20 protein-coding genes are annotated in these 21247 nt (G+C 59.2%); 4 read left to right on the forward strand and 16 right to left on the reverse strand.

The annotated features are described in order from the left end of the window. Positions 1–364: 364 nt before the first annotated feature. The 6 genes from RS75_RS13900 to RS75_RS13925 all read right to left on the reverse strand — a co-directional run bounded on the left by RS75_RS13900 (position 365) and on the right by RS75_RS13925 (position 6677). The gene (locus RS75_RS13900) at positions 365–2584 is read right to left on the reverse strand and encodes a putative bifunctional diguanylate cyclase/phosphodiesterase (RefSeq protein WP_407691542.1); all 2220 of its coding nucleotides are present in this window, start codon (positions 2582–2584) and stop codon (positions 365–367) included. Positions 2585–2773: 189 nt separating this feature from the next. Beyond that, the gene (locus RS75_RS13905) at positions 2774–3709 is read right to left on the reverse strand and encodes a 2-hydroxyacid dehydrogenase (protein ID WP_045021385.1); all 936 of its coding nucleotides are present in this window, start codon (positions 3707–3709) and stop codon (positions 2774–2776) included. Between the two features lie 23 nt (positions 3710–3732). After that, entirely contained in the window at positions 3733–4464 is a 732-nt protein-coding gene (locus RS75_RS13910; protein WP_045021386.1) for an amino acid ABC transporter ATP-binding protein, read from the reverse strand. Next, positions 4445–5104 (reverse strand): amino acid ABC transporter permease, encoded by a 660-nt coding sequence (locus RS75_RS13915; RefSeq protein ID WP_045021387.1) that lies wholly within the window; start codon positions 5102–5104, stop codon positions 4445–4447. The genes RS75_RS13910 and RS75_RS13915 overlap by 20 nt, the downstream gene beginning before the upstream one ends. Further along, entirely contained in the window at positions 5101–5805 is a 705-nt protein-coding gene (locus RS75_RS13920) for an amino acid ABC transporter permease (RefSeq protein WP_045021388.1), read from the reverse strand. The genes RS75_RS13915 and RS75_RS13920 overlap by 4 nt, the downstream gene beginning before the upstream one ends. Positions 5806–5873: 68 nt before the next feature. Continuing rightward, complete coding sequence (locus tag RS75_RS13925) at positions 5874–6677, reverse strand: transporter substrate-binding domain-containing protein (protein ID WP_045021389.1); 804 nt, start codon at positions 6675–6677, stop codon at positions 5874–5876. A gap of 295 nt (positions 6678–6972) precedes the next feature. On the opposite strand from RS75_RS13925, the gene RS75_RS13930 reads away from it, so the two are divergent. Next, positions 6973–7293 (forward strand): hypothetical protein, encoded by a 321-nt coding sequence (locus RS75_RS13930; RefSeq protein ID WP_045021390.1) that lies wholly within the window; start codon positions 6973–6975, stop codon positions 7291–7293. Between the two features lie 157 nt (positions 7294–7450). After that, positions 7451–8473: a LacI family DNA-binding transcriptional regulator gene (locus RS75_RS13935; RefSeq protein ID WP_045021391.1), complete on the forward strand. Its 1023-nt coding sequence runs from the start codon at positions 7451–7453 to the stop codon at positions 8471–8473. Positions 8474–8599: 126 nt separating this feature from the next. Here the strand turns inward: RS75_RS13935 and RS75_RS13940 are convergent, their stop codons facing one another. The 7 genes from RS75_RS13940 to RS75_RS13970 form a co-directional block, all read right to left on the reverse strand. Continuing rightward, on the reverse strand, positions 8600–9628 hold the full coding sequence (locus RS75_RS13940) for a trans-3-hydroxy-L-proline dehydratase (RefSeq protein WP_045021392.1): 1029 nt from the start codon (positions 9626–9628) through the stop codon (positions 8600–8602). 72 nt (positions 9629–9700) lie between these two features. Beyond that, positions 9701–11410 (reverse strand): cis-3-hydroxy-L-proline dehydratase, encoded by a 1710-nt coding sequence (gene lhpI, locus RS75_RS13945; protein ID WP_045021393.1) that lies wholly within the window; start codon positions 11408–11410, stop codon positions 9701–9703. Positions 11411–11422: 12 nt separating this feature from the next. Next, positions 11423–12664 (reverse strand): NAD(P)/FAD-dependent oxidoreductase, encoded by a 1242-nt coding sequence (locus RS75_RS13950; RefSeq protein WP_045021394.1) that lies wholly within the window; start codon positions 12662–12664, stop codon positions 11423–11425. After that, the gene (locus RS75_RS13955; RefSeq protein ID WP_045021395.1) at positions 12664–13386 is read right to left on the reverse strand and encodes an amino acid ABC transporter ATP-binding protein; all 723 of its coding nucleotides are present in this window, start codon (positions 13384–13386) and stop codon (positions 12664–12666) included. The genes RS75_RS13950 and RS75_RS13955 overlap by 1 nt, the downstream gene beginning before the upstream one ends. Continuing rightward, positions 13379–14032 carry an amino acid ABC transporter permease gene (locus tag RS75_RS13960; protein WP_045021396.1) on the reverse strand — a complete coding sequence of 218 codons (654 nt, stop codon included), beginning with the start codon at positions 14030–14032 and terminating at the stop codon, positions 13379–13381. Before RS75_RS13960 ends, RS75_RS13955 begins: the two co-directional genes overlap by 8 nt. Before the next feature lie 12 nt (positions 14033–14044). Continuing rightward, positions 14045–14710: an amino acid ABC transporter permease gene (locus tag RS75_RS13965; protein WP_045021397.1), complete on the reverse strand. Its 666-nt coding sequence runs from the start codon at positions 14708–14710 to the stop codon at positions 14045–14047. Between the two features lie 70 nt (positions 14711–14780). Next, positions 14781–15587 carry an ABC transporter substrate-binding protein gene (locus tag RS75_RS13970; RefSeq protein ID WP_045021398.1) on the reverse strand — a complete coding sequence of 269 codons (807 nt, stop codon included), beginning with the start codon at positions 15585–15587 and terminating at the stop codon, positions 14781–14783. A 419-nt stretch (positions 15588–16006) separates the two neighbouring features. Between RS75_RS13970 and RS75_RS13975 the strand changes: the two genes are divergently transcribed. Next, positions 16007–17044 (forward strand): Ldh family oxidoreductase, encoded by a 1038-nt coding sequence (locus tag RS75_RS13975; protein ID WP_045021400.1) that lies wholly within the window; start codon positions 16007–16009, stop codon positions 17042–17044. Positions 17045–17109: 65 nt separating this feature from the next. On the opposite strand, the gene RS75_RS13980 is transcribed toward RS75_RS13975, so the two are convergent. The 3 genes from RS75_RS13980 to ftsZ all read right to left on the reverse strand — a co-directional run bounded on the left by RS75_RS13980 (position 17110) and on the right by ftsZ (position 20045). Continuing rightward, positions 17110–18075, reverse strand: coding sequence for a dihydrodipicolinate synthase family protein (locus RS75_RS13980; RefSeq protein ID WP_045021402.1), 966 nt, complete (start codon positions 18073–18075; stop codon positions 17110–17112). Positions 18076–18184: 109 nt separating this feature from the next. Next, positions 18185–18883, reverse strand: coding sequence for a GntR family transcriptional regulator (locus RS75_RS13985; RefSeq protein ID WP_045021405.1), 699 nt, complete (start codon positions 18881–18883; stop codon positions 18185–18187). Positions 18884–19082: 199 nt separating this feature from the next. After that, positions 19083–20045 (reverse strand): cell division protein FtsZ, encoded by a 963-nt coding sequence (gene ftsZ / locus RS75_RS13990; RefSeq protein ID WP_045021408.1) that lies wholly within the window; start codon positions 20043–20045, stop codon positions 19083–19085. A gap of 377 nt (positions 20046–20422) precedes the next feature. On the opposite strand from ftsZ, the gene RS75_RS13995 reads away from it, so the two are divergent. After that, a complete protein-coding gene (locus RS75_RS13995; protein ID WP_045021410.1) occupies positions 20423–20866 on the forward strand; it encodes a response regulator in 444 nt (147 codons plus the stop codon). The last annotated feature ends 381 nt before the right edge of the window (positions 20867–21247 follow it).

Here is a 21247-nt window from a genome sequence, read left to right on the forward strand (position 1 = left end):
TGACAGAAAGTAATGGAGTCTCGCAATTCAAATCGAACAAATACAAATACAACAAAAGTACACAATAAAATCTTGTGGTATAAATGCAATAAATTAACAGTTTAATATACAGTACTTCTGTATTTTATTTCGAAATTACCAAATTTATTACTTATTTATAATTACATAAATAACAAATACATTAAATTTGAAAACACGATATTACTCATGCTCGACCCGGCAAAGGATCGAGAATGCGTCAGCTTTCGTTTGGGGCAATCAAGCCAGTCGGGCCTTCATTGCAAGAATGGATGCGAAGGAGAGCGATGGCACCGCCAGTTCAGCCCGGCCGGTCCGACGCATAGCGGGCCCGCCAGGGCGGGGCCTATTGCATATCGCTGGACAAACCGGTGGGGAATGCCGTCATGTTCGCCAGCATGCCCTCGATCAGTTCCGCCTGCACCGGACGGCTGAAATAATAACCCTGTCCATAGGGACAACCGGCGGCGCGCAAAAATGCCGCCTGCTCACGGGTTTCCACACCCTCGGCGACGACATCGATACCCAGAGATCCCGCAAGCTGGATCATGATGGAGACAATGGCGCTGTCCTTGGTTTTTTCCGGCAGGTGGGTGAGGAACGACCGGTCTATCTTCAGGCACGACAAGGGGAAGGTCTTGAGCATGCCGAGACAGGAATAACCAATGCCGAAATCGTCCAGCGCCAGGCTGACGCCCATCTCCTTGATGGCCTGCATGATCCGCACGGATGTTTCCACATCCTGGATGATAAGGGTCTCGGTGATTTCGATTTCCAGCAGGGATGGCGCAAGACCGGTTTCCTTCAGCACCGACTTGATCTGCTCCACAAGCCCGCTCTGGAACTGCCTCGGCGAAATATTGACCGCCATTTTGACGGGGGACAGGCCAGCGGCAACCCACGCCTGCGCCTGACGGCAGGCTTTTTTCAGAATGTTTTCCCCCAGTTCCACGATGAGGCCGGTCTCTTCGGCAAGCCCGATGAATTCCGCAGGACCCAGCAGGCCCTCCGCCGGATGCTGCCAGCGCACCAGCGCCTCGACGCCGCTGATGCGCCCGGTGAGAAGATCCACCTGCGGCTGGAAATGCAGCACCAGCTCGTCCTTCGCCACCGCCTTGCGCAGTTCCTCGATACGGGTGAACTTTTTCCTCAGGTCATCCGCCATGCGCGGCGTGAAGGTGGCGATGCCATTGCGCCCATTATGTTTGGCCTCATACATGGCAAGATCGGCAGCGGCGACGATTTCCGCCGTCGTTTCCCCGTGCTCCGGGAAAAAGGCCATGCCGATGCTGCATGTGACCTTGATGTCGTAATTGCCGAGACGCAACGGCTGCGAGACCGCCGCCCGGATGCGCTGCAGGCGGTTTTCGAAATCATCCTTCTGGTTCTCCAGAATGATGACGAATTCATCGCCGCCCACCCGCAGCACAAGATCGTTTCGCCCGAGGCTGCGCGCGATGCGCTCGGCCGTTTGCGACAGCAACGCATCGCCGATGCTGTGGCCCAGCGTGTCGTTGATCTGCTTGAAATTATCGAGATCGAGAAAGCCGATGCCAACCTTCCGCCTGTGTTTGCCCGCCGCCGCCAGTATTTCCGGCAGCCTCGTATCCAGAAAACGGCGGTTGGGCAGCCGGGTCAGCATGTCGTGATCGGCGAGAAAGGCGATATGTTCCGTTGCCCGTTTGCGGTCGATCGCGAGACCCGCCATACGCGCCGCAGCGCCGATAAACTCAAAAAGCGCCGCATCCGGCTCACGGCCCGCCAGCATGCACCAGACAAAGCCGTGCGCCTTGCCTTCGCTGGCCGGAATGTCGAAACTGAAGGCAATATGATCTCTCGGAGGGGTGAGGTCCTCGGGATCGCTGACGCTGGAAACTAGTGCTGCCAGCTCCGCATGCTGCGCGAGCGCCGGCGAGGTATAGACCGAGGGTTCGCCCGCCGCCGCATCGAACACACGAACAGCGCAGGCAAGCCCGGTGGCGAGATTTTCGATGGCCTTGACAAACTCCACGAGAAAATCCTCGATACGCGCCGCTGCCACAATCATTTCAAGAATGCGCGCCTGCGCCTGAAGCAGTCTCTCCGAGGCCTTTTTCTGAGTTATATCCCGCGAGGCGCCGACCACACCGATAATGTTGCCGGCCTTGTCCTTCAGCGGCACACGCGACATCATCAGCCAGCGGTCGATATCACCGCGCATGGCGCGCTCTTCATAACCGAGATCCGGCTCTCCGGTGCGCATCACGCGTGCCTCTGTCTCCGGAATGCCGGCAAGGTGCGCCGCATCGCCGTGAATATCGGAGTCGGTAAGGCCGATCAGTTCCTCGACGGTGTCGAAACCGTTTTCGGCGACGATGGCGCGGTTGGCGAAGAGGAAACGGCCTTCCAGATCCTTGGCATAGATGAAATCCGGCACATGGTCGATCATCGCTTCCAGAAGCGTATGCCGGTAGGACGGGTGAGCGTTTTCGCCCGTTATGGGAATGACGGATGACACGACAGCCTCGCCGGGTTTCGTTCTCGGCGACCGGTTCTGCAAGGATGTCTTCGGGCCTTTGGAACGCACCTATCCGCCTCATTACTGCATAAGAAGGCAGAATAGTAGGACTATACGTATTATATAAATGTGAACAACGGGAAGATTGCTGAGTATACAGCCTTTTACCGCCGCGTCGACAAGCGGCCGGATAGTGCGAAGGGGACGGCACCGGAAAACACGGACGCCGTCCGCCTCTATTGCATCATATAGGGTTTGTCATGCCACCGGCGTCGGCAAGTTCTTGCCAGCGAAATGCGCATCGAGATTGGCGAGAACGAGATCGGCCATGGCCCGCCGTGTCTGGTGCGTGCCGCTGCCGACATGTGGGGCGAGCGTGACATTGTCGAAAGCGAAAAGCGCTTCCGGCACACGCGGTTCATCTTCGAAGACATCAAGTGCTGCGCCGCCGATCCTGCCGCTGGCAAGAGCCTCGACCAGTGCCTTTTCGTCCACCAGCGAACCGCGCGCCACATTGACGAGCACGCCCTGCGGCCCGAGGGCGCTCAGAACATCCGCATTGACGATATGGCGTGTTTCGGCAGTGGCGGCGGCAGCGATGATCAGCACGTCGCAATTGGCAGCCAGCGCCTCGATGCTGTCGAAATAGTCGTAGGGAACATCACGGCGATTTCTGGCGGTGTAGGAAATGCGCGCATCGAAACCTTCAAGTCGTTTGGCGATCGCCTGACCGATGCGGCCAAGGCCGAAAATGCCGTAACGGCGGCCGGCAACCCGGGTGGAAAGCCCCATATCGCCCTTCAGCCATTGGCCCGTGCGCACATGCTGGTCCGCCTGCGGCAGCTTGCGTGCCTGCGCCAGAACAAGGCCGAGCGCCAGATCGGCGACATCGGCTGTCAGCACATCCGGCGTGTTGGAGACGCGGAAACCGCGCCGTTTGGCTTCGGCCAGATCGACCTTGTCGAAACCGACGCCATTGATGGCGACGATTTCAAGCTTGGGCAGCGCCGCACCGATATCTGCCGGCAGGCCGATATGGCCTCCGGTGACGACGCCACGGATTGGCGCTCCCTTCTCGGCAAGGAGCGCGACTTTATCTGTAGCCTCGAACAGGCGATGCACGGTAAAGCGCTGCGCGAGTTCTTCTTCCAGTGCCGGGATCAGCGGGCACAGTTGCAAAATTTCGGTTGTCATGGGATTTCCTTTGCGCCGGTGGCTTATCTCACATCGGCCTTGACGAATTGCCGGAGTTCCGGCGTTTGCGGATTGGCGAAAAGTTCCGCTGAGCGGCCCTGCTCCCAGATCTTACCCTTGTGCATGAAGATGGTTTCAGTTGCCACGCGTCGCGCAAAGGCCATTTCATGGGTGACGAGGATCATGGTCATGCCGCCTTTGGCGAGGTTTTCCATAACCGTCAGCACCTCTTCCGTCAGTTCGGGATCGAGCGCAGAGGTCACCTCGTCAAACAGCATCACCTTCGGCCGCATGGCGAGCGAACGGGCGATTGCAACGCGCTGCTGCTGACCACCGGAAAGCTGGTCGGGATAGGAATCGTACTTCTCCGACAGGCCGACAAGTTGCAGAACCTCGCGGGCAATGTCCTTCGTTTCCGATTTCGCCACGTCCTTGACGATACGCGGGGCGAGCATGATGTTTTCACCGACCGTCAGATGCGGGAAAAGATTGTAGCTCTGGAAAACGATGCCGACATCGGTGCGCAGCTTGCGCAACGCCCTGGCATCTTCGCCAAGCGTATGACCGGCGATCTCGATACGGCCAGAATTGATCTTTTCCAGTCCGTTCATGCAGCGCAGCAGCGTGCTCTTGCCCGAACCCGACCGGCCGATGAGCGCGAAGACTTCTCCGCGACCGACCGACAGCGACACGCCTTTCAGGACTTCCAGAGCGCCAAAGCTCTTGTGAACGTTTTCAACGATTACTTCCGGCATGAAGCCTCCTTTCCAGCCAACGCGACAGCTGGGACAACGGGTAGCAGACGATGAAATAAAGCACGGCCACCGCGACGAAGACGCGGAACGGCTGGAACGTGGCATTGTTGATAAGCTGCCCCGCTCTCGCCAGTTCGACGAAACCGATGATCGATGCGATGGACGTATTCTTGACGACCTGAACGGCAAAGCCGACGGTCGGCGGCAGGGAAATGCGGATCGCCTGCGGCAGGATGACGTAGCGATATTGCTGCGCACGGGTCAGAGCCAGCGATTCCGACGCTTCCCATTGCTGCTTCGGCACCGCCTGGATGCAGCCACGCCAGATTTCGGCGAGGTAACCTGATGTATAGATCGTCATGGACGCACCGGCAGCGATCAGCGGTGGCAGTTCCAGTCCGGCAAGGCTGAGGCCGTAATAGGACAGGAACAGGATCATCAGCACCGGAATGCCCTGGATGACCTGAATATAGGTGCCGGCCGCGATGCGCAGCGCCTTCAGATTGGAGGTGCGGCCAAGCGCGATAAGGAAACCAACAATACCGCCGCCGATGAGCGCGATGATCGTCAGAAGTACGGTCCATTGCAGGGCGCTCAACAGGAAACCGAACTCGTTCCAGCCAAATGTTCGAAGAGTCATGACTGCACCTCCGGCAAAGCGGTCATCGTCTTGCGGGCCACACGGCGGCCGAACAGCCACATGCCGACGAGGGCAAGAATGAGCCGCAGGCTGAGCGCCAGCGCAAGGTAGATAAGCGTGACGACGATATAGACCTCGAAGGAGCGATAGGTCTGCGATTCCACGAAGGCTGCGGCGGCCGCAAGCTCATGCGTGGAAATGGCCGAGCATATGCTCGATGCCAGCATCATCAGCACGAACTGGCTGCAAAGCGAGGGGTAAACCTTGGCAATGGCCGGCACGATGATGACGTGACGGTAGATCTGGTACTTGGTGAAACCCAAAGCTTCACCCGCCTCGATCTGCGACTTGTGCACCGCCTCGATGCCGGCGCGGATGATTTCCGTGGAATAGGCGGCAAGATTGATCGTCATGCCGATCAGCGCTGCAGTCTCCGCCCCCACCCGAAAGCCGAGACCCGGCAGACCGAAATAGACGATGAAAAGCTGCACCAGGAACGGCGTGTTGCGGATCACCTCCACATAGGCATCCACCATGATGCGGACGATGCCGCCATTGATGGAGCGCAGCGAGGCGAGAAGAATACCGAAAGCGCAGCCGAGCACGATGGAGAGGACCGACAGTTTGATCGTCAGCCATATGCCGTTCAGAATCTCGTTCTGATATTGGGCGAGCGCGCCGAATTGGAATGTATAGGACATGCGTCACTCCGTTGACATTTCCCGGCCCGCCGGAGCTTTTGTTCCGGCGGACGCGTTGAAAGGCTCAATCAGAAGCTAGGCAATTGCGGCAGCGGACGACCGGTCCACTTCACCGAGATACGGTCGAGATCGCCCGACATCTTCATGAGATAGATGGAGGTGTTCAGCCATTGACGCAGCTCGAGATCCTCAAGCTTCGTCGCCATGGAGTTGCCCTGCTGGAAGAAGGTGAAACCAACCTGCAGACCGGCTTCCGGGCGCTGCTTGATGATCGCCTCGCCAACCGTGGACGGCAGCGCTACGGCATCCACCTGACCGGCAAGCAGAGCCTGCGCGCTGGTAGAATCATCCTCGTAGACGACGATTTCGAGACCTTCGATATTGGCCTTGCGCAGCGCGGTTTCCTGCGATGAACCGCGATTGACCGAAACGCGCTTGCCTTTCAGGCTCTCCAGATTTTCGAACTTCTGGTCCTTGCCGGAAATGATGTCCATGTTGAACGCGCTGTAGGGCTGCGTGAACATGACCGTCTTGGCGCGCTCGCCGGTTGGCGCAAGCGTCGCAACGAGGAAATCGACCTTGCCGGTCTGAAGGGCCGGAATACGCGCAGGCGGCGTCAGCGGCACAAGTTCGACCGGCAGCGACAGGTAAGAGCCGATCAGATTTGCAACATCCACGTCGTATCCGGAAGGATTGCCCTTCTCATCCACCATGCCCATTGGCGGCGCACCGGTAAGGACACCGATCTTGACCTTGCCGCGTGCGGTGATCTCGCTGAGTGAAACGGCATAGGCCGAAGTTGACGCAGCAAGTGTAGCGGCGGCAACACCGACCGCAACGGTCATGTTCTTCAAAAATCTGGAAATGCTCATGGTCTCTCCTCCAACCTTTTAGTGGCTGCCCGAACGGGAACAGCGGCCTTGCCAAAACCGAAAAATGTTCTCGATAACATTTTGACGCGGTTTATAAAAAACTCCTCCCAAGGAGACGCAAAAGTCAAAAATCGTTGGAATTTCCGATGAAATTCAACAATTTTCGCCGGTTATCGATTTTCCTCTTGTCGATACCAGTTCACGTTCTTGGCATGATCAATAATGCATGTTATCGGTATCATTGCAAGTCCGATCTACAGATCTGTTGCATCAGGCATTCATTCGGGAGGAAACCATGTATACGCGCTCGGCAATTTTTGAAGGCAAGATCCATCCCGGCCGGGAGGAGGAGTTTTTCCGGATCGTGGAGGAGAAACTTCTGCCGGTCTGGAGGCGTATGCCCAACGCGCAGGCCGTGCGGGTGATGCGCACCGAGCGCACAGACCCGGACGCAGCAGCGATCATCATGGTACAGGAAATCGACTATCCCTCCATGGAAGCCGTCGAAGAAGCGCTGGTTTCGCCGGTCAGGCTGGAAGGCCGGGCGCTGACGGACGAGATGATGAGCATGTGCGACGGGCGCTTTTATCACCTCGTCTATAGCCGCATCGCATAAATCCGGTGCACGCCGCACTGATCGGTGATCATGCGGCGTGCTTTCCCTTGATATCTTCGTGTATGTCTTGTCCTGAACTGGTTCGAATTCAGGGAGACATGCTTTGGTGGAGCGCACGCCCTTGGCCGCAGCGTTAGTCACGTCAAAAAAAGCAACCATGAGCGACGTCTCCAAACTCGCGGGCGTCTCCAAGATGACCGTCTCGCGGGTGCTGGCCGATCCGGCGCTGGTGTCTGAAGACACGCGCCGGAAGGTGATGAAAGCCATCGAGCAACTGGGATATGTGCCGGACCGGATCGCCGGTTCGCTTTCCTCCCGTCGTACCAATTTCATCACCGCCATCCTGCCGACGCTCACCAACTCCAACTTCGCCGACAGCGCGCAAGGGCTCGCCAATGCGCTCCGGGCCGCCGACTACCAATTGCTGATCGGCTATACGATGTATGATCTGCAGGAAGAGGAACGCGTCATCCGCACCATGATGGAGCGCCGCCCTGACGCCATAGTGGTAGCTGGAACCGTACATACCAAGATGGCGAGCGAAGTTTTGATGCGCGCCGGCATCCCGATCGTGGAAATCTGGGACGTTCCCGAGCATCCCATCGACCACGCCGTTGGCTTTTCCAACTACGAAGTGGGAAGAAACGCCGCCAAATATTTGATATCACTTGGATATAGCAGAATCGGTGCGCTCGGTTCCCGCGCTGATGGCGATGTGAAGGACTGGCGCGGCGAAAGCCGCCTCCTCGGTTTTGGTGCCGCGCTACGCGAAGCCGGCATTGCCGACAACCTCATCATCCGCGAAGGCAGCGCCCCCGTATCTTACGATCACGGGGCAAAAACGCTCGGCTCGCTGCTGGCGAGGGAACCGGATGTCGAGGCGATTTTCGCAGTCTCCGATATTTCCGCCGTCGGTGCGCTGATGGAGTGCCATCGACGAGGCATCAATGTTCCCGAACGCATTTCCATCCTCGGTTTTGGTGACTTCGACATAGGCAGGCAATGTTATCCGGCGATTTCGACGATCCGGGTCGACGCCCAGATGATTGGCCGCAAAGCGGGCGAATTGCTGCTTTCCATATTGGAAGCGGAAAAAGGCGCTGCCGTTCCCGAAGGTGCGCGCGTGGATGTGGGATTTGAGTTGATCGTCAGGGAGACGACGAAGCGGGCGGGTGATTAGCGGCAGGTACGGCATACGCTATTGGCGAGCGGGTGCACCTTTCGCCTTCTCCCCGGCAGGGAGAAGAAACGAGTGGCAACGTATGGGCATATCAAACTGCCCAGCTCATACGAGATTTCTTGCGCTTTATCGCGCACCCCATGTATCCGTCAGGCGATACCCTTCCGGCCATGGATCGGAAGGATCGAGCATGTGCTGGTGAATGCCCGTGATCCAGCCGCGGCCGGAAATTTCCGGCAGGATGGCCGGGCGATCGCCGACCGTTGTTGTTCCTAGAATGCGGCCGGTGAAGGTTGAACCGATGAGCGATACGGCGGTCAGCGACTCGCCTTCCTTCATCTCACCACGCGCATGCAGCACCGCCATGCGGGCTGAAAGTGCGGTGCCGGTCGGCGAACGGTCCACTTTGCCCGGCTGGATGGCCACGGCCGCCCCTGCCCGTAAACCTTCGGTGGTGCGCTCCACCTTGCCAGCGAACAGGCAGAAGGAAAAATGCCGCCAGTCCGGGTTTTCGGGATGCTCGAAACCCAAAGCCTTGTTGGCGGCATTGGTGATACGCACGCCGAGGCGGGCGATGTCATGCGCTTCTTCCGGCTTCAGGCTAAAGCCCATCGCTTCGGCATCGACAATGACGAAGCTGTCTCCGCCATAGGCCGTATCGATCTTGAGAACGCCAAGACCTTCGACCTCGAGTTCGGCATCCAGCCGTGCGGCAAAGCTCGGCAGATTCTGCACGAAAATCCGCTCGGCCTTGCCATTGCTGCATTCGGCACGCACCTTCACCAACCCGCCCGGCGCTTCCAGCAGCATATGCGTTTCCGGCTCCCGCATCGGAACGATGCCACCATCCAGTAGCACGGTGGACACGCAGATGGAGTTGGAGCCGGACATGGGTGGCGTGTCTTCCGGCTCCATGATGATGAAGGCGGCGTCCGCGTCCGGATGTTTCGGCGGCACCAGAAGGTTGACGTGACGGAACACGCCGCCGCGCGGCTCATTCAGCATGAAATTGCGCAGGGTCTCATCGCGGGCGATGAAACGGCTCTGCTCCCAGATCGTCTCGCCTGGCGGAGGCCTGACGCCACCGACGATCACATCCCCCACCTCACCCTCCGCGTGGGCGGAAATGACGTGAATGGTCTTGATACTGCGCATTCAAAGCTCCTCTAGAGAATTTCCAGTAAACATGCGTCGAAAAACCAGGGATAGAAAGCGCCTGGACGCGCTCTAACAGAGCCAGGAGGGAAGACGGGAGATGGCACGGCCGGTCAGCGCGCTTTCAACGCAGTCGGCAAGGCTGCCGAAGCGCACCGCGCGGCCGCTGAGGCCCGGGCCGTAATGGGCGTATTTGCCGGAATTGGTCATCAGGGTGTGGGTCTTTGTCGGAAAGGCCGGCTCGGAAATCGAACACCAGCAGAGATCCGGCAGCACCTGCACGCCGCTATCATACAGGCCTTGCAGGGTGCCATCCCGGTCCGCAGCGTCGATGACCTGCTGTCCCGCAGTGACGATGACGGCGACATCCGCATGACGCCTGCGGCCGGCGAAGGTAATCGCGAGCGCGCGGCACTCCTCCAGCGAGGCATGCGGGCTGCCGATGGCGACGAGTTGCACATCCTCCGGCCCCTCATTCAGAAGCGACCAGCCGGCGGCCATATCGGCAAGCGAAATGGTGACGGTCTCGGCTGTTTTCACAGGCGCAAGCCCGGCTTCCGGGGTCACACCCTCGATATGCAGCATGGGTACTGCGGAGGTGGTGCCGAAAGCGGCGCATAGTGCTTTCAGATCATCCCGCGAAGGACTGGCAGCGCCTAGACCGCGCAGGAGCGGAATGCACTCGGGTGCAGCCTTGCCAGCCAGATAACCGACGAGCGGCCAGAAGGCATCATCTATACCCTCAGGCAAAGCGACATCAACGATGCGCTGCGGGCGGCGGTTTTCCTCCAGATAGACGCCGGAAAGCGGCGCCCTGCCCGTCAAGGCAATGCAAAGATCGAGAAAATCCGGATGCTTCGCGGTGCGCGCGCCGAGAACCGTATTGGCGAAGATCACCGCATTCGATTCCGCCCAGGCAATCATATCGCCGGCCTGCGGTGCACTGTCGAGCAGGTAAGGCGAACAGGTGAATGTGGGCCGACAGCCCATGCGCACATAAGCGTCCGCCAGCCTTGCGGCCGGATCGCCGAAATCCTCCGGCACGCCTTGCGCGCGCCAGTTTGCCTTGTCCACAGAAATGGCGTTCATCGTCGTCGGCACACGCACGCTTGCGCCCATCTCCGCCATTTTTTCCGCGAAAGTGAGATTGGCGGGGCTGGCATAGATGCAGCCGTCAATATGGCCCTGCGTGACATCGACAAGGGCTGACGCCCCCTGCTGGGCGGCCATGGCGACGATGATGTGCATCGCCTGCTGCACGGCAACGCCGTCGCGGCCTTCGAGCATTGCCCGATCGTCATCCTTGAGATCGAGATGCGCCGTCGCCGGCGGCGCGATTACGAGGGAAACGCCATCGGCCTCGATGGTCTTCTCATTGAGACGGACATGTGCGGCTTGGGAAAATCGAGCAAAGTTCTCCGCGTCGAGGCGCAGCACCGGCAAAGGCCTGCCGAACATTTCCGCAGCGATCAGCGCGCCGAGCGTCAGCACGTCCTCGGCCTCGCAGAAAACCAGCGCCGAGGGCGCGCGGCCCGTCAGGACAAGATCGAGCAACACGCCCGAACCGGTGCAGGAGCCGCGGCTCGACGGCATGAACAGCACGCCGCCGGTCAGACAGACGCCGTGCAGCGGGTGATGAACGTCGATCACCTTGCCGGTGGCGGGATCGACGCCGCCCCAGAAACTCAGCGCCTCAGTGGTGGCGATCACCACGCCTTCAGCCGCGCCGGGCAGGATGCTGCACGCCTGAGGAACTGTTGTTGTCGAAACGGAAGAAGACATTGAAAATCCCCGTCAGAAACGTTGCGGCGAAAATGCCCTTGTATCGATGACGGGTTTTTGCCCCGTCAGAAGATCGGCGACGATGCGGGCCGTACCCACCGATTGCGTCAGCCCCAGATGGCCATGGCCAAAAGCGTAGACCACCCGCGCCGTGTGCCGTGCCGCGCCAATCGCCGGCAGACTGTCCGGCAGCGACGGGCGGAAACCCATCCATTGCTTGCCGCCTTCGGTTTTCAAGCCCGGCAGGAAGCTCGCCGCCTTGGCCAGAAGCGCCTCCGAGCGCGCGAAATTTGGCGGCAGTTCAAGCCCACCCAGTTCCACCGCGCCGCCGACGCGAATGCCGGTGGAAAGCCGCGTGACGACGAAACCATGACCACCGAAGGTCACCTGCGTGCGCAGATCGAAGGCGCCGGACGGCAGCGTGGTATTATACCCCCGTTCCGTTTCCAGAGGAATTTTTTCCCCTAGCGAACGGGCGATGCGATGCGAAAAAGCACCCGCCGCCAGCACGACCCTGCCGGCCTTGCGGGTTCGCCCGTCATAACTCACCACCTCGATGCCATCTTCCAGCGGTCTGAGCGCGGCGATATCGAGGCGCTCCATACGACCACCGATGGTGCGGAAATGCTCGGCAAGGGTCAGCGTATAAAGCTTCGGATCGGCAATGGAATGCCAGCCGGGTGTAAACGTGCCGCAGGTGAACCGCGGCGCGATGCCGGGCTGTATATCGGCCATCTGCTCGGCGTTGAGATGCCGGAACTCGATGCCGTGCCGCTCGCGCACCTTCCAGCCGGCAAGCGAGCTTTCGAATTCCGCCTCGCTTTCATAGACCTGAAGGTTGCCCTCCTTGCGCAGCATGGTGATCGTATCGGTCTTTTTGAGGAACGGTTCCAGCTCGGATTTCGAAAGATCCATCAGCGCTGTCTGGGCAGCGGTGGAATGCTCCACCCTGGAGGCGGCGCAGGCCCGCCAGAAACGGAACATCCACGGCGCGATCTTCAGCGCATAGGCCGGCGGCACGCTGAGGGGACCGAGCGGATCGAGAAGCCACTTCGGCGCCTTCCAGAGAATGCCCGGCGATGCGAGCGGCAGGATATCGGTGAAAGCGAAGGCACCGGCATTACCTGCGGACGCACCTGCCGCCGGACCTTCGCGATCGATGACCGTGACCGAAAGACCGCGCGTCTGCGCGGCGATTGCCGCCGAAAGGCCGACAACGCCGGCCCCTATGACGATGACATCGTTTGCTGGCATTACCGCACGCTCGACAGGAATTTCTGCGTTTCGGCATGCTGCGGCGCACCGAAAAGCTGATCCGGCGTGCCGATTTCCGCCATCACGCCCTGATGGAAGAAGGCGACGCGGTTCGACACATCACGGGCGAAGGCCATTTCATGGGTGACGCAGATCATCGTCATGCCCTCGTCGGCCAGCATCTTCAGCGTGTCCAGCACCTCGCCCACCAGCATCGGGTCGAGCGCGGAGGTAACTTCGTCGAACAGCATGTATTGCGGCGACATGGCAAGCGCACGCGCAATCGCCATGCGCTGCTGCTGGCCGCCGGACATCCGGTTGGGATAGACCTTCAGCTTTTCGGCAAGCCCCACATGGGTCAGTTGCTTTACCGCGATTTCCTCGGCCTGCTCTTTCGAAATGCCGAGCACCTTGCGTGGCGCCAGCATGACGTTTTCCAGCACCGTCAGATGCGGAAAGGCGTTCCATTGCTGGAAGACGATGCCGACCTTGCGGCGCAGCTTGTTGAGGTCGGTCGATTTGGCGTGCACCTCGGTGCCGTCAATGACGATCCTGCCGCTGTCGATCGGCTCAAGGCCATTGATGCAGGTGAGTAACGTCGACTTGCCGGAGCCGGAACCGCCGATGATGGTGACGACCTCACCGTTATTGACGGTCAGGTTGATCCCTTTCAGAACCTCCAGCGGGCCGAAGGATTTGCGGACGTTTTCGATCTCAATCATTGGGGGACCACCGTCTTTCGAGATACCCGCCGAAACGGGCGATGGGGAAGCTGATAAGGAAGTAGATGGCGCCGCAGATCATGAGAATGGTCAGCGGTTCCTGCAGGCGGGTGACGAGGATCTGCGAGGCGCGCAGAAGCTCGATGAGGCCGAGCCACAGCACCAGCGCGGAATCCTTCATGACGCCGAGCGTCAGGCCAATCCACGAAGGCAACGACACGCGGGTGGCGAGTGGCAGCACGATGTAGCGCATGTCCTGCGACCAGGTCATGCCCAGCGACCGGCAGGCGCGGCGGGTATTGGACGGAACGGCGCCAATGCCGCCGCGAACGATCTCCGTGCAATAGGCCGCCGTATAGAGCGACAGCACCACGCAGGAAGTCGTGAAGGGCGGCCAGCCGAGCTTGGCGATCGACTGGAAGGCGTTGCCAAGCACCAATTGGATGAGCAGCGGCACGGAGCGGAAAATATCCAGCACAAAGGTCAGCGGCAGGGACCAGTATGCCCCGAACTGAAAGCGGATGACGCCGAAGATGATCCCCATGAGGGTGCCTGCCGTAACGGCGACGGCGGTGACGGCAAGCGTCATCCCCGCACCCTTGGCAAGGAAGGCGAGATCACTCCAGGTGAGAGCGGTTTCAAACATGGCGCACCTCTCTCAGTAACGGAACAGACGCCAGGCCAGCATTCTGGCGGCGAGGGTGACGATTTTGGCGATCACGTAATAGATGACCGCGGCGAGCGCAAAAAATTCGAAGGTGCGGAACGAACGGGCGTTCAAGGCCTGCGTGACGCCGGCAAGATCCGTATTCATGCCGACCGTGACTCCGAGCGAGGTCATCAGGATCGCCCAGACCATCTGGTTTGTGGCGGGCAGAAAGGCGACGCGCAGCATCTGCGGCATAATGATGAGACGGAAGGTCTGCATCGACGTCATGCCGAGCGAACGGCCGGACCGCGTCTGCGTGTCCGGAATGGCCTTCAGCGCACCGCGAAAATTCTCCGCCAGATAACCGGCATTATTGAAGGCGATGCCGGCCAGAAGCGCCGTAAAGGGGCTGAGGTGGATGCCGAAATTGCCTAGGCCGAAATGGGCCATGTAAATCTGGAACAGCGCCGGTGTGTTGCGCGCGATCTCCACCCAGACGGCGGCGAAAGCACTGAGAATGCGGTTGCCGGAGAGCCGGAACAGCGTCAGTACGATAGCGAAGGAAAGACCGATCACCATCGACAGAATGGCGATCTGCAGCGTCACCACCGCACCGTCCAGCAGCTGCGGCAAAGCCTTCAGTGCCTGATTCCAGTGGAATGTGTAGTTGAACATAACGCTCTCACCTTTCAGAAACGATCAACGGCGCGGTCATGTCGACCGCGCCGTTTACGAAAAATCCTGATCAGCGATAAACGCCGTTGACGGTAAGCGAGGGAACTTCGCCGCCAACCCATTTCTCATAGAGTTCGGCGTAACGACCGGTGCGAACCTGCTGGTTGATGAAGAGGTTCAGGTAGTTGATGAAGCCGTATTCGTCACGGTTGGTGAAGAGCGCGACATAGTCGATGTCATAGGGCGCCTTGCCGACCACCGAGATGCCGGCGAATTTGCCGGTCTTGACGTTGGCCTGCGCAACGGTCGAGGTGGACACGGTGGCGTCGATCTGACCCTGGCTGAGCGCGAGGAACACATCGGCCTGCGTCTGGTAGGGACGGAATTCGCCCACACCCCACTCCTTGACCGTCTTTTCGAGTGCTATGGCTTCGAACGTACCGGCGGTCGCACCGACTGTCTTGCCCTTCATGTCCTCGAAGGACTTGACGCCGGACTTGTCGTTGGCGGTGACAGCCATTTCGAAGGCGAAGTAAGGCACCGTCATGCCGACCGTCTTGGCGCGTTCCAGCGTATCGGAGGTGGAAGCGACACCGACATCGACGCGGCCGGACATCAGCGCCGGAATGCGCTCGGGGAAAGGCGTCTCGACGATTTCAGCCGTGACGCCGAGCGCCTTGGCGAGATCGTTGCAATAATCGACATCGAAGCCGATCGGATTGTTGGCGTCATCACGCGCGCCCATGGGCGGGAAATCGAGCACGACGGCGCAACGCAGCGTGCCGGACGAAATGACGTCGTCAAGCTTGTCGGCCTTGGCCGGAGTGATAGCAAAAGCGGCGGCCAGCAGGCCGGCGACGATGATCGATTTTTTCATTGTTGATTTGCTCCCAGAATTGCTCTGCCGTTGAAGGCGCGGTCACTATTTCCCCATGGGAGCTATAAATCAACCTAAAAATACAACTAGTATACAAAAAGAATTTTTTGCATTTGCGAACCGGATTGTTGCGATACGTAAGCTCTGCAGATCAACTGCCTGATATTAAGGGTCGATCTATTTTACCCGCTCTTGCCGTCGCCGTTACCAGGCAGCTGTCGGAAGCGGTGCCGGCGGATTGATCTTTGCCTGATTTCGTAGCGCTTGCGCCCGCCCTGCCGTCACCCTGCAAGAATGAAATGACGGGATATGGACCGACGCTCACTTCAGGCAAGATGCCGAAAAGACGAGTTGCAATAGACTGACCTTTGTATACTTTATGTATTCAAAATGTGCAGGCCTGATATCGGAGGACTATGATGAGCGACACCACCACCCTGACAATCGACGGGCTTCTGGAACGGGTCGAGGCGATTTTCCGCAAGGCGGGGCTGAATGCCGTGCAGGCTGGAGCGCTTGCGCGCGTTATTGTTGCCGGCGAACGGGACGCCTGCAAGTCGCACGGCATCTATCGCATTGAAGGCGCCCTGCGCACCGTCAAAGCGGGCAAGGTGAAACCCGACGCGATACCGGCAGTAGCCGAGGACGACGGCACAGCCATTGTGAAAGTCAACGCCAACGGTGGTTTTGCCAACCCCGCCTTCGAGCTAGGCCTGCCGGTTCTGGTGGAGCGGGCGAAACGCTCGGGCATCGCCGCGCTCGTCATCAATGATTGCACGCATTTCTCGGCGCTTTGGCCAGAAGTCGAAGGGCTGACCGCAAACGGCCTTGCCGGGCTCGTCATGTGTCCGAGCTATTCCACGGTCGCCCCAACGGGCGGCAGCAAGCCGCTGCTCGGCACCAACCCCTTCGCCTTCGGCTGGCCTCGCAAGGACACTTCCCCATATGTTTTTGATTTCGCGACATCTGTTGCGGCGCGCGGCGAGATAGAACTGCACCGGCGTGCGGGGAAATCCTTGCCCGAAGGCTGGGCAATGGATGCCGACGGCAACCCGACGACCGACCCGGAGGCTGCGCTTGCCGGTGCCATGCTTCCCTTCGGCGGCCACAAGGGTTCGGCCATCGGCACGATGATCGAGCTTCTCGCGGGTATCATGATCGGCGACCTCACCAGCCCCGAGGTGCTGGATTATCTCGGCACCACGACGCTTGCACCGTTCCATGGGGAGCTGATAGTTGCGTTTTCCCCGGAAGCCTTCGCCAAGGGCCGCCCCGGCGATCCCTTCCAGCGGGCTGAAATCCTGTTCGACGCCATCATCGGCCAGGGCGCCCGCCTGCCCTCCGGCCGCCGCTTCACCGCCCGCGCCAAATCCGAAAACGAAGGCATCACCTTGACCGCCGCCGAAATCACCGGACTCGACCGGCTGCTGGAAAAGGGGCTGGACGCGATCTCCTGACCGCGTCTGATTGTGGAAATAAGAAAGGCCCACAAATGTGGGCCTTAATTCATTTCAGAGGATAATCACGCAGCCTTGCAGGCCTGCACCGCGCCCGGGAGCTTGCTCCAATCGGCGTACCAGCTGTTGAACAGCTTGAACTGCGTCTCGACATAACCGCGCTGGCTGTCACTCAATACATCGGTCTCGTTGAAGTGCAGCGTGTATTCTCTGTCGCCCTTCAGCACCATCATGTGCTTGAAATAGAGAACCAGATCCGGGCCTTCATCGAAGGAGGAAAGCACGGCCAGCGCCTGCTCCAGTTCCAGAGCACGGTGCCTGGCATCCGCATCGCCCTTGGCGGCGGCCTGCGACAGCTTGCAAAGGTGGATAACTTCCTTCGGCAGAACATTGCCGATGCCGGTGATGGCGCCGGTTGCGCCGCAATTGACGAAGCCGTGGAAAACGGCGGTATCGACGCCGATCATCAAGGTAACTTCGTCATCGCGGCTGGTGATGTTTTCAGCGGCGTAACGCATATCCGCCGGGCCGCCAAACTCCTTGAAGCCGACAAGGTTCTTGTGCTCGGCCCGCAGGGCGAAAAAGAGATCGGCGCGGGTGGCGAAACCGTAATAGGGGCTGTTGTAGATAACAGCAGGAGTTTCGGGAGCAGCCGCGAGGATGGCCTTGAAATGCGCCTTCTGGGCGGCAATGACCGAACCGCGCGAGAGAACGCGGGGAATGACCATCAAGCCCTTTGCGCCAACCTTCTGGGCATGGGCGGCATGCGCAACGGCGGAAGCCGTATTGACCGCACCGGTGCCGACGATGACCGGAATACCAGCCTTCACCAGGCGCTCCACGCCTTCCATGCGCTGCTCGTCCGTCAGGAGCGGCCAGTCACCCATGGAACCGCAATAAACAACAGCCGACATGCCATCGGCGATCAGTTCCTTGCCCTTGCGGACAAGTGCATCGAAATCGGGTGTGCGATCATCCTTGCAGGGGGTCATCAACGCGGGGATCACGCCGGAAAAAATGCTGGCCGTCATTACTAGCTCCTAAGGGACATGTTTTTCGGGAATGGACGCACGTCCGCGCCACCCTTTCGACAAAGACATTACAATCTTGTATTTTATTTGTCGACAAGAATTCGGCAAGCTACAGATTTATTTCCAGGCGCTCGTTGCGCACCAGCAATTTCTGCACCTGCTGCACGATCTGTTCGGCGTGCTCGCGGGCCAGTTTTTCGGAAAGGCCGGTGTCACGCGCGGCAATCGCCGCAATCATCTCGTCATGATCATCGACAAAACGTTTCGGCAGGCGGTCGTCATAGGACTGGTAATAGAGCCGCAAAATGCGCCGCCCCTCATCCAGCAGGCGCTTGAACAGGGTGGTGAAATAGGGGTTTCGTCCGGCTTCCGCGATGGAAAGGTGGAGTGCGGCATTGGTGGAGATCATCGCAAGCGCATCCTGCGCTTCCACAGCAGCGGCGAATTCCGCCTGATGGGCGCGGATTTCCGCCAGATCTTCCGGGCGGTGATATTGGGCAGCCAATTGCGTCGTGACCCGGTACATCAGCACCAATGCATCGAAATAGGTATGCATGTTGAGGAAATCGATGTTCGATACCATGGTCGAACGGTTCGGCAACGTATCGATCAGCCCCTCACCCGAAAGTCGCACCAGCGCTTCGCGAATGGGCGTGCGTGACATCTTGAACCGTTCGGCAAGCTGCACTTCGTCGATGGGACTGCCGGGCGGCAGGACCAGATCGAGAATCTCGTCGCGCAGCAGATCGTAGACCATCTTCACGCCGGAGCCACGCTTACGCTCGGCAGAAGCAATTATATCCGTCATAACCAAATCCCTCTTGTCGACATAAAGAGTACTATTATATTTTTTTGTTATCAACGCCGCGTCGCGGCACTGCTACTTCGAATGGCGGAATAATTGTTCAAAAACAACAAAAAGCCGTCGCGAAAATTACCCGCGACGGCTTCAATCATTCAATTTGTGGCGTAGGCGCTTTAAACAGCGCCGACCTGAGGACTGGGTCTCAGTTGCGCAGTCCGGTGGCCACGACCGAGATCTTGAATGCGCCATCCAGCGTCGGATCGAAGGAGGCCCCCATCACCACGTCGGTCTCCTCGCTGACCGCCTCGCGCACCAGCGTCATCGCCTCGTCGATCTCGTACAGCGTCAGATCGTTACCGCCCGAGATGGCAACCAGCGCACCGCGCGCATCCTTCAGCGACGGTTCGCCGAGCAGTGGGTTGGCGATGGCCGCCGCTGCCGCCTCCGAGGCGCGTTTTGCACCCTTGGCCTGCGCCGTGCCCATAAGCGCGCGCCCGCCATTCTTCATGACGTAACGCACATCGGCGAAATCGAGATTGACCAGTCCTTCGCGCAGGACGAGATCGGTGATGCAGCGCACGCCAAGCGACAGAACCTTATCGGCCGTCTTCAGGGCGTTTTCGAAGGTGGTGCCTAGATCCGCAATGCGCAAAAGGTTCTGGTTGGGAATGACGATGACGGTATCGGCGGTGTTGAGCAGGTTCGCGAAACCGTATTCGGCAGCGCGCATGCGGCGTGTACCCTCGAAGCTGAACGGCAGCGTGACGACGCCAACGGTCAAGATATTCTTCGCTCGGCAGGCTTCCGCGATGACGGGTGCAGCGCCCGTGCCGGTACCGCCACCCATGCCGGCGGTGATGAAGCACATGTCGTAACCGTTCAGGTGATCCATGATCTCATCGAGCGAATCGATCGCCGCCTGCCGGCCGACTTCCGGATCCGCCCCCGCTCCCAGCCCACCGGTCAGTTCGGAGCTGAGCTGTACGAGCCTCGGTGCGTTGGTTTTCTTCAGCGCCTGCGCATCGGTATTGGCCGCGATGAAATCAACACCGCTGATGCCTTCGGCGATCATGTTGTTGATTGCGTTGCCGCCACCGCCGCCAACGCCGATGACGGCGATATTGGGCGTGTTGCGGGCGATCGGAGCGCGCGGAGACTGGGTCATCGTTTTATTCTCTTTCTAAACTCATAGGGTCTCGCGCCGTTTTTTTGACCGCGGCACTCGAATGATCGGCGACGTTCCGGCGCTTCCTTCCTGGCGGATGAAGGACGCTGTAACGCTTTGAATTTGCTGCGAGCCTTTCCGCCGGTTACGGCAAAAGGCTCGTGCTCCAGGGCGAAAGATGCGCTGCGGCGACTGTCTCCGACCCCTTCCCCGGATGAAAACCAAACCGAATCAACTGCTTCGCTATCCACAGGTGATAGCCGAAAAGCCATGTCGTTTACACTCCATTCACCATGTTTATCTCACTTTGGAACGAGTTGCGCCGACAGGTGTTTGCTTGCCAGCCGCGCTAAAGCGCATGGAATGGAGGCAGGTATATGACCGCAGACGTCTTGCAAATCGAACAGGGTTTCCACACGGCACAACCGCGCGTACTGATCGTGGAAGACGAATTCCTCATCGCCATGGATATCGAGGATTCCATTCTGCAGGCGGAAGAGGAAGCGAATGTCATCGGCATCGCCAACCGGCTGGACGAGGCAGTGGCGATGGGCAGCCGCGCCGATATCGCCTTCGTTGACGTCAATCTTGCCGATGGCCGGACCGGCCCCGAGATCGGGCGGCGGCTTTCGCAGGATCATGGCGTTGTGGTGATTTTCATGACGGCAAACCCGGAAGCCGTCCTCAATCTCGGCATCGGTGCCGGTGTGATTGCCAAACCCGTGCCGCAGGATGCCGTGGAACAATGCCTCGCCTACGCACTTGCGCGGCTTGCGGGTACGCGCGCCATAATCCCCATTGGCATGGTGGTTTTTGACTGAGCCATTTTCTGAATGAAAAGCGAAACGCCTGAACGCAGGACTTGGTGCTGAAAACAAAAAAGCCTGCCGCGGGAGGAGGTGCGGCAGGCTTTTTGAAAAAATGAACAGCGATATGGGAGGAGGAAACCGCTGTCCCCGGGGCAATCCTTGGGAGGAGGAGTAGGATCGCCCGCATTACCGAAAGGATGTGGGAGGAGGTACATCCGTTTCGATGATTGGAAGATACCATCTTCCTGCGCATTTCACAGGCACAAGCTTGCAGCCCAGATATGCATCAAACGCATGGCGAATTTTCCGACCTGAAACGTCGATACGAGAAGTCCACTCGCCTCATGCCGGGCCCGTCCCGAGGAGACACGAAAGCGTCTGCGGTTCGCCAAA

This window comes from Rhizobium nepotum 39/7, from assembly GCF_000949865.1.
GTDB classification, from domain to species: domain Bacteria; phylum Pseudomonadota; class Alphaproteobacteria; order Rhizobiales; family Rhizobiaceae; genus Agrobacterium; species Agrobacterium nepotum.

Coding starts and splice junctions, on each gene's coding strand:
- RS75_RS13905 (WP_045021385.1), bottom strand. CDS start 3,709: ATGACAACCGAAATTTTGCAACTGTGCCCGCTGATCCCGGCACTGGAA.
- RS75_RS13910 (WP_045021386.1), bottom strand. CDS start 4,464: ATGCCGGAAGTAATCGTTGAAAACGTTCACAAGAGCTTTGGCGCTCTG.
- RS75_RS13915 (WP_045021387.1), bottom strand. CDS start 5,104: ATGACTCTTCGAACATTTGGCTGGAACGAGTTCGGTTTCCTGTTGAGC.
- RS75_RS13920 (WP_045021388.1), bottom strand. CDS start 5,805: ATGTCCTATACATTCCAATTCGGCGCGCTCGCCCAATATCAGAACGAG.
- RS75_RS13925 (WP_045021389.1), bottom strand. CDS start 6,677: ATGAGCATTTCCAGATTTTTGAAGAACATGACCGTTGCGGTCGGTGTT.
- RS75_RS13930 (WP_045021390.1), top strand. CDS start 6,973: ATGTATACGCGCTCGGCAATTTTTGAAGGCAAGATCCATCCCGGCCGG.
- RS75_RS13935 (WP_045021391.1), top strand. CDS start 7,451: ATGAGCGACGTCTCCAAACTCGCGGGCGTCTCCAAGATGACCGTCTCG.
- RS75_RS13940 (WP_045021392.1), bottom strand. CDS start 9,628: ATGCGCAGTATCAAGACCATTCACGTCATTTCCGCCCACGCGGAGGGT.
- lhpI (WP_045021393.1), bottom strand. CDS start 11,410: ATGTCTTCTTCCGTTTCGACAACAACAGTTCCTCAGGCGTGCAGCATC.
- RS75_RS13950 (WP_045021394.1), bottom strand. CDS start 12,664: ATGCCAGCAAACGATGTCATCGTCATAGGGGCCGGCGTTGTCGGCCTT.
- RS75_RS13955 (WP_045021395.1), bottom strand. CDS start 13,386: ATGATTGAGATCGAAAACGTCCGCAAATCCTTCGGCCCGCTGGAGGTT.
- RS75_RS13960 (WP_045021396.1), bottom strand. CDS start 14,032: ATGTTTGAAACCGCTCTCACCTGGAGTGATCTCGCCTTCCTTGCCAAG.
- RS75_RS13965 (WP_045021397.1), bottom strand. CDS start 14,710: ATGTTCAACTACACATTCCACTGGAATCAGGCACTGAAGGCTTTGCCG.
- RS75_RS13970 (WP_045021398.1), bottom strand. CDS start 15,587: ATGAAAAAATCGATCATCGTCGCCGGCCTGCTGGCCGCCGCTTTTGCT.
- RS75_RS13975 (WP_045021400.1), top strand. CDS start 16,007: ATGAGCGACACCACCACCCTGACAATCGACGGGCTTCTGGAACGGGTC.
- RS75_RS13980 (WP_045021402.1), bottom strand. CDS start 18,075: ATGACGGCCAGCATTTTTTCCGGCGTGATCCCCGCGTTGATGACCCCC.
- RS75_RS13985 (WP_045021405.1), bottom strand. CDS start 18,883: ATGACGGATATAATTGCTTCTGCCGAGCGTAAGCGTGGCTCCGGCGTG.
- ftsZ (WP_045021408.1), bottom strand. CDS start 20,045: ATGACCCAGTCTCCGCGCGCTCCGATCGCCCGCAACACGCCCAATATC.
- RS75_RS13995 (WP_045021410.1), top strand. CDS start 20,423: ATGACCGCAGACGTCTTGCAAATCGAACAGGGTTTCCACACGGCACAA.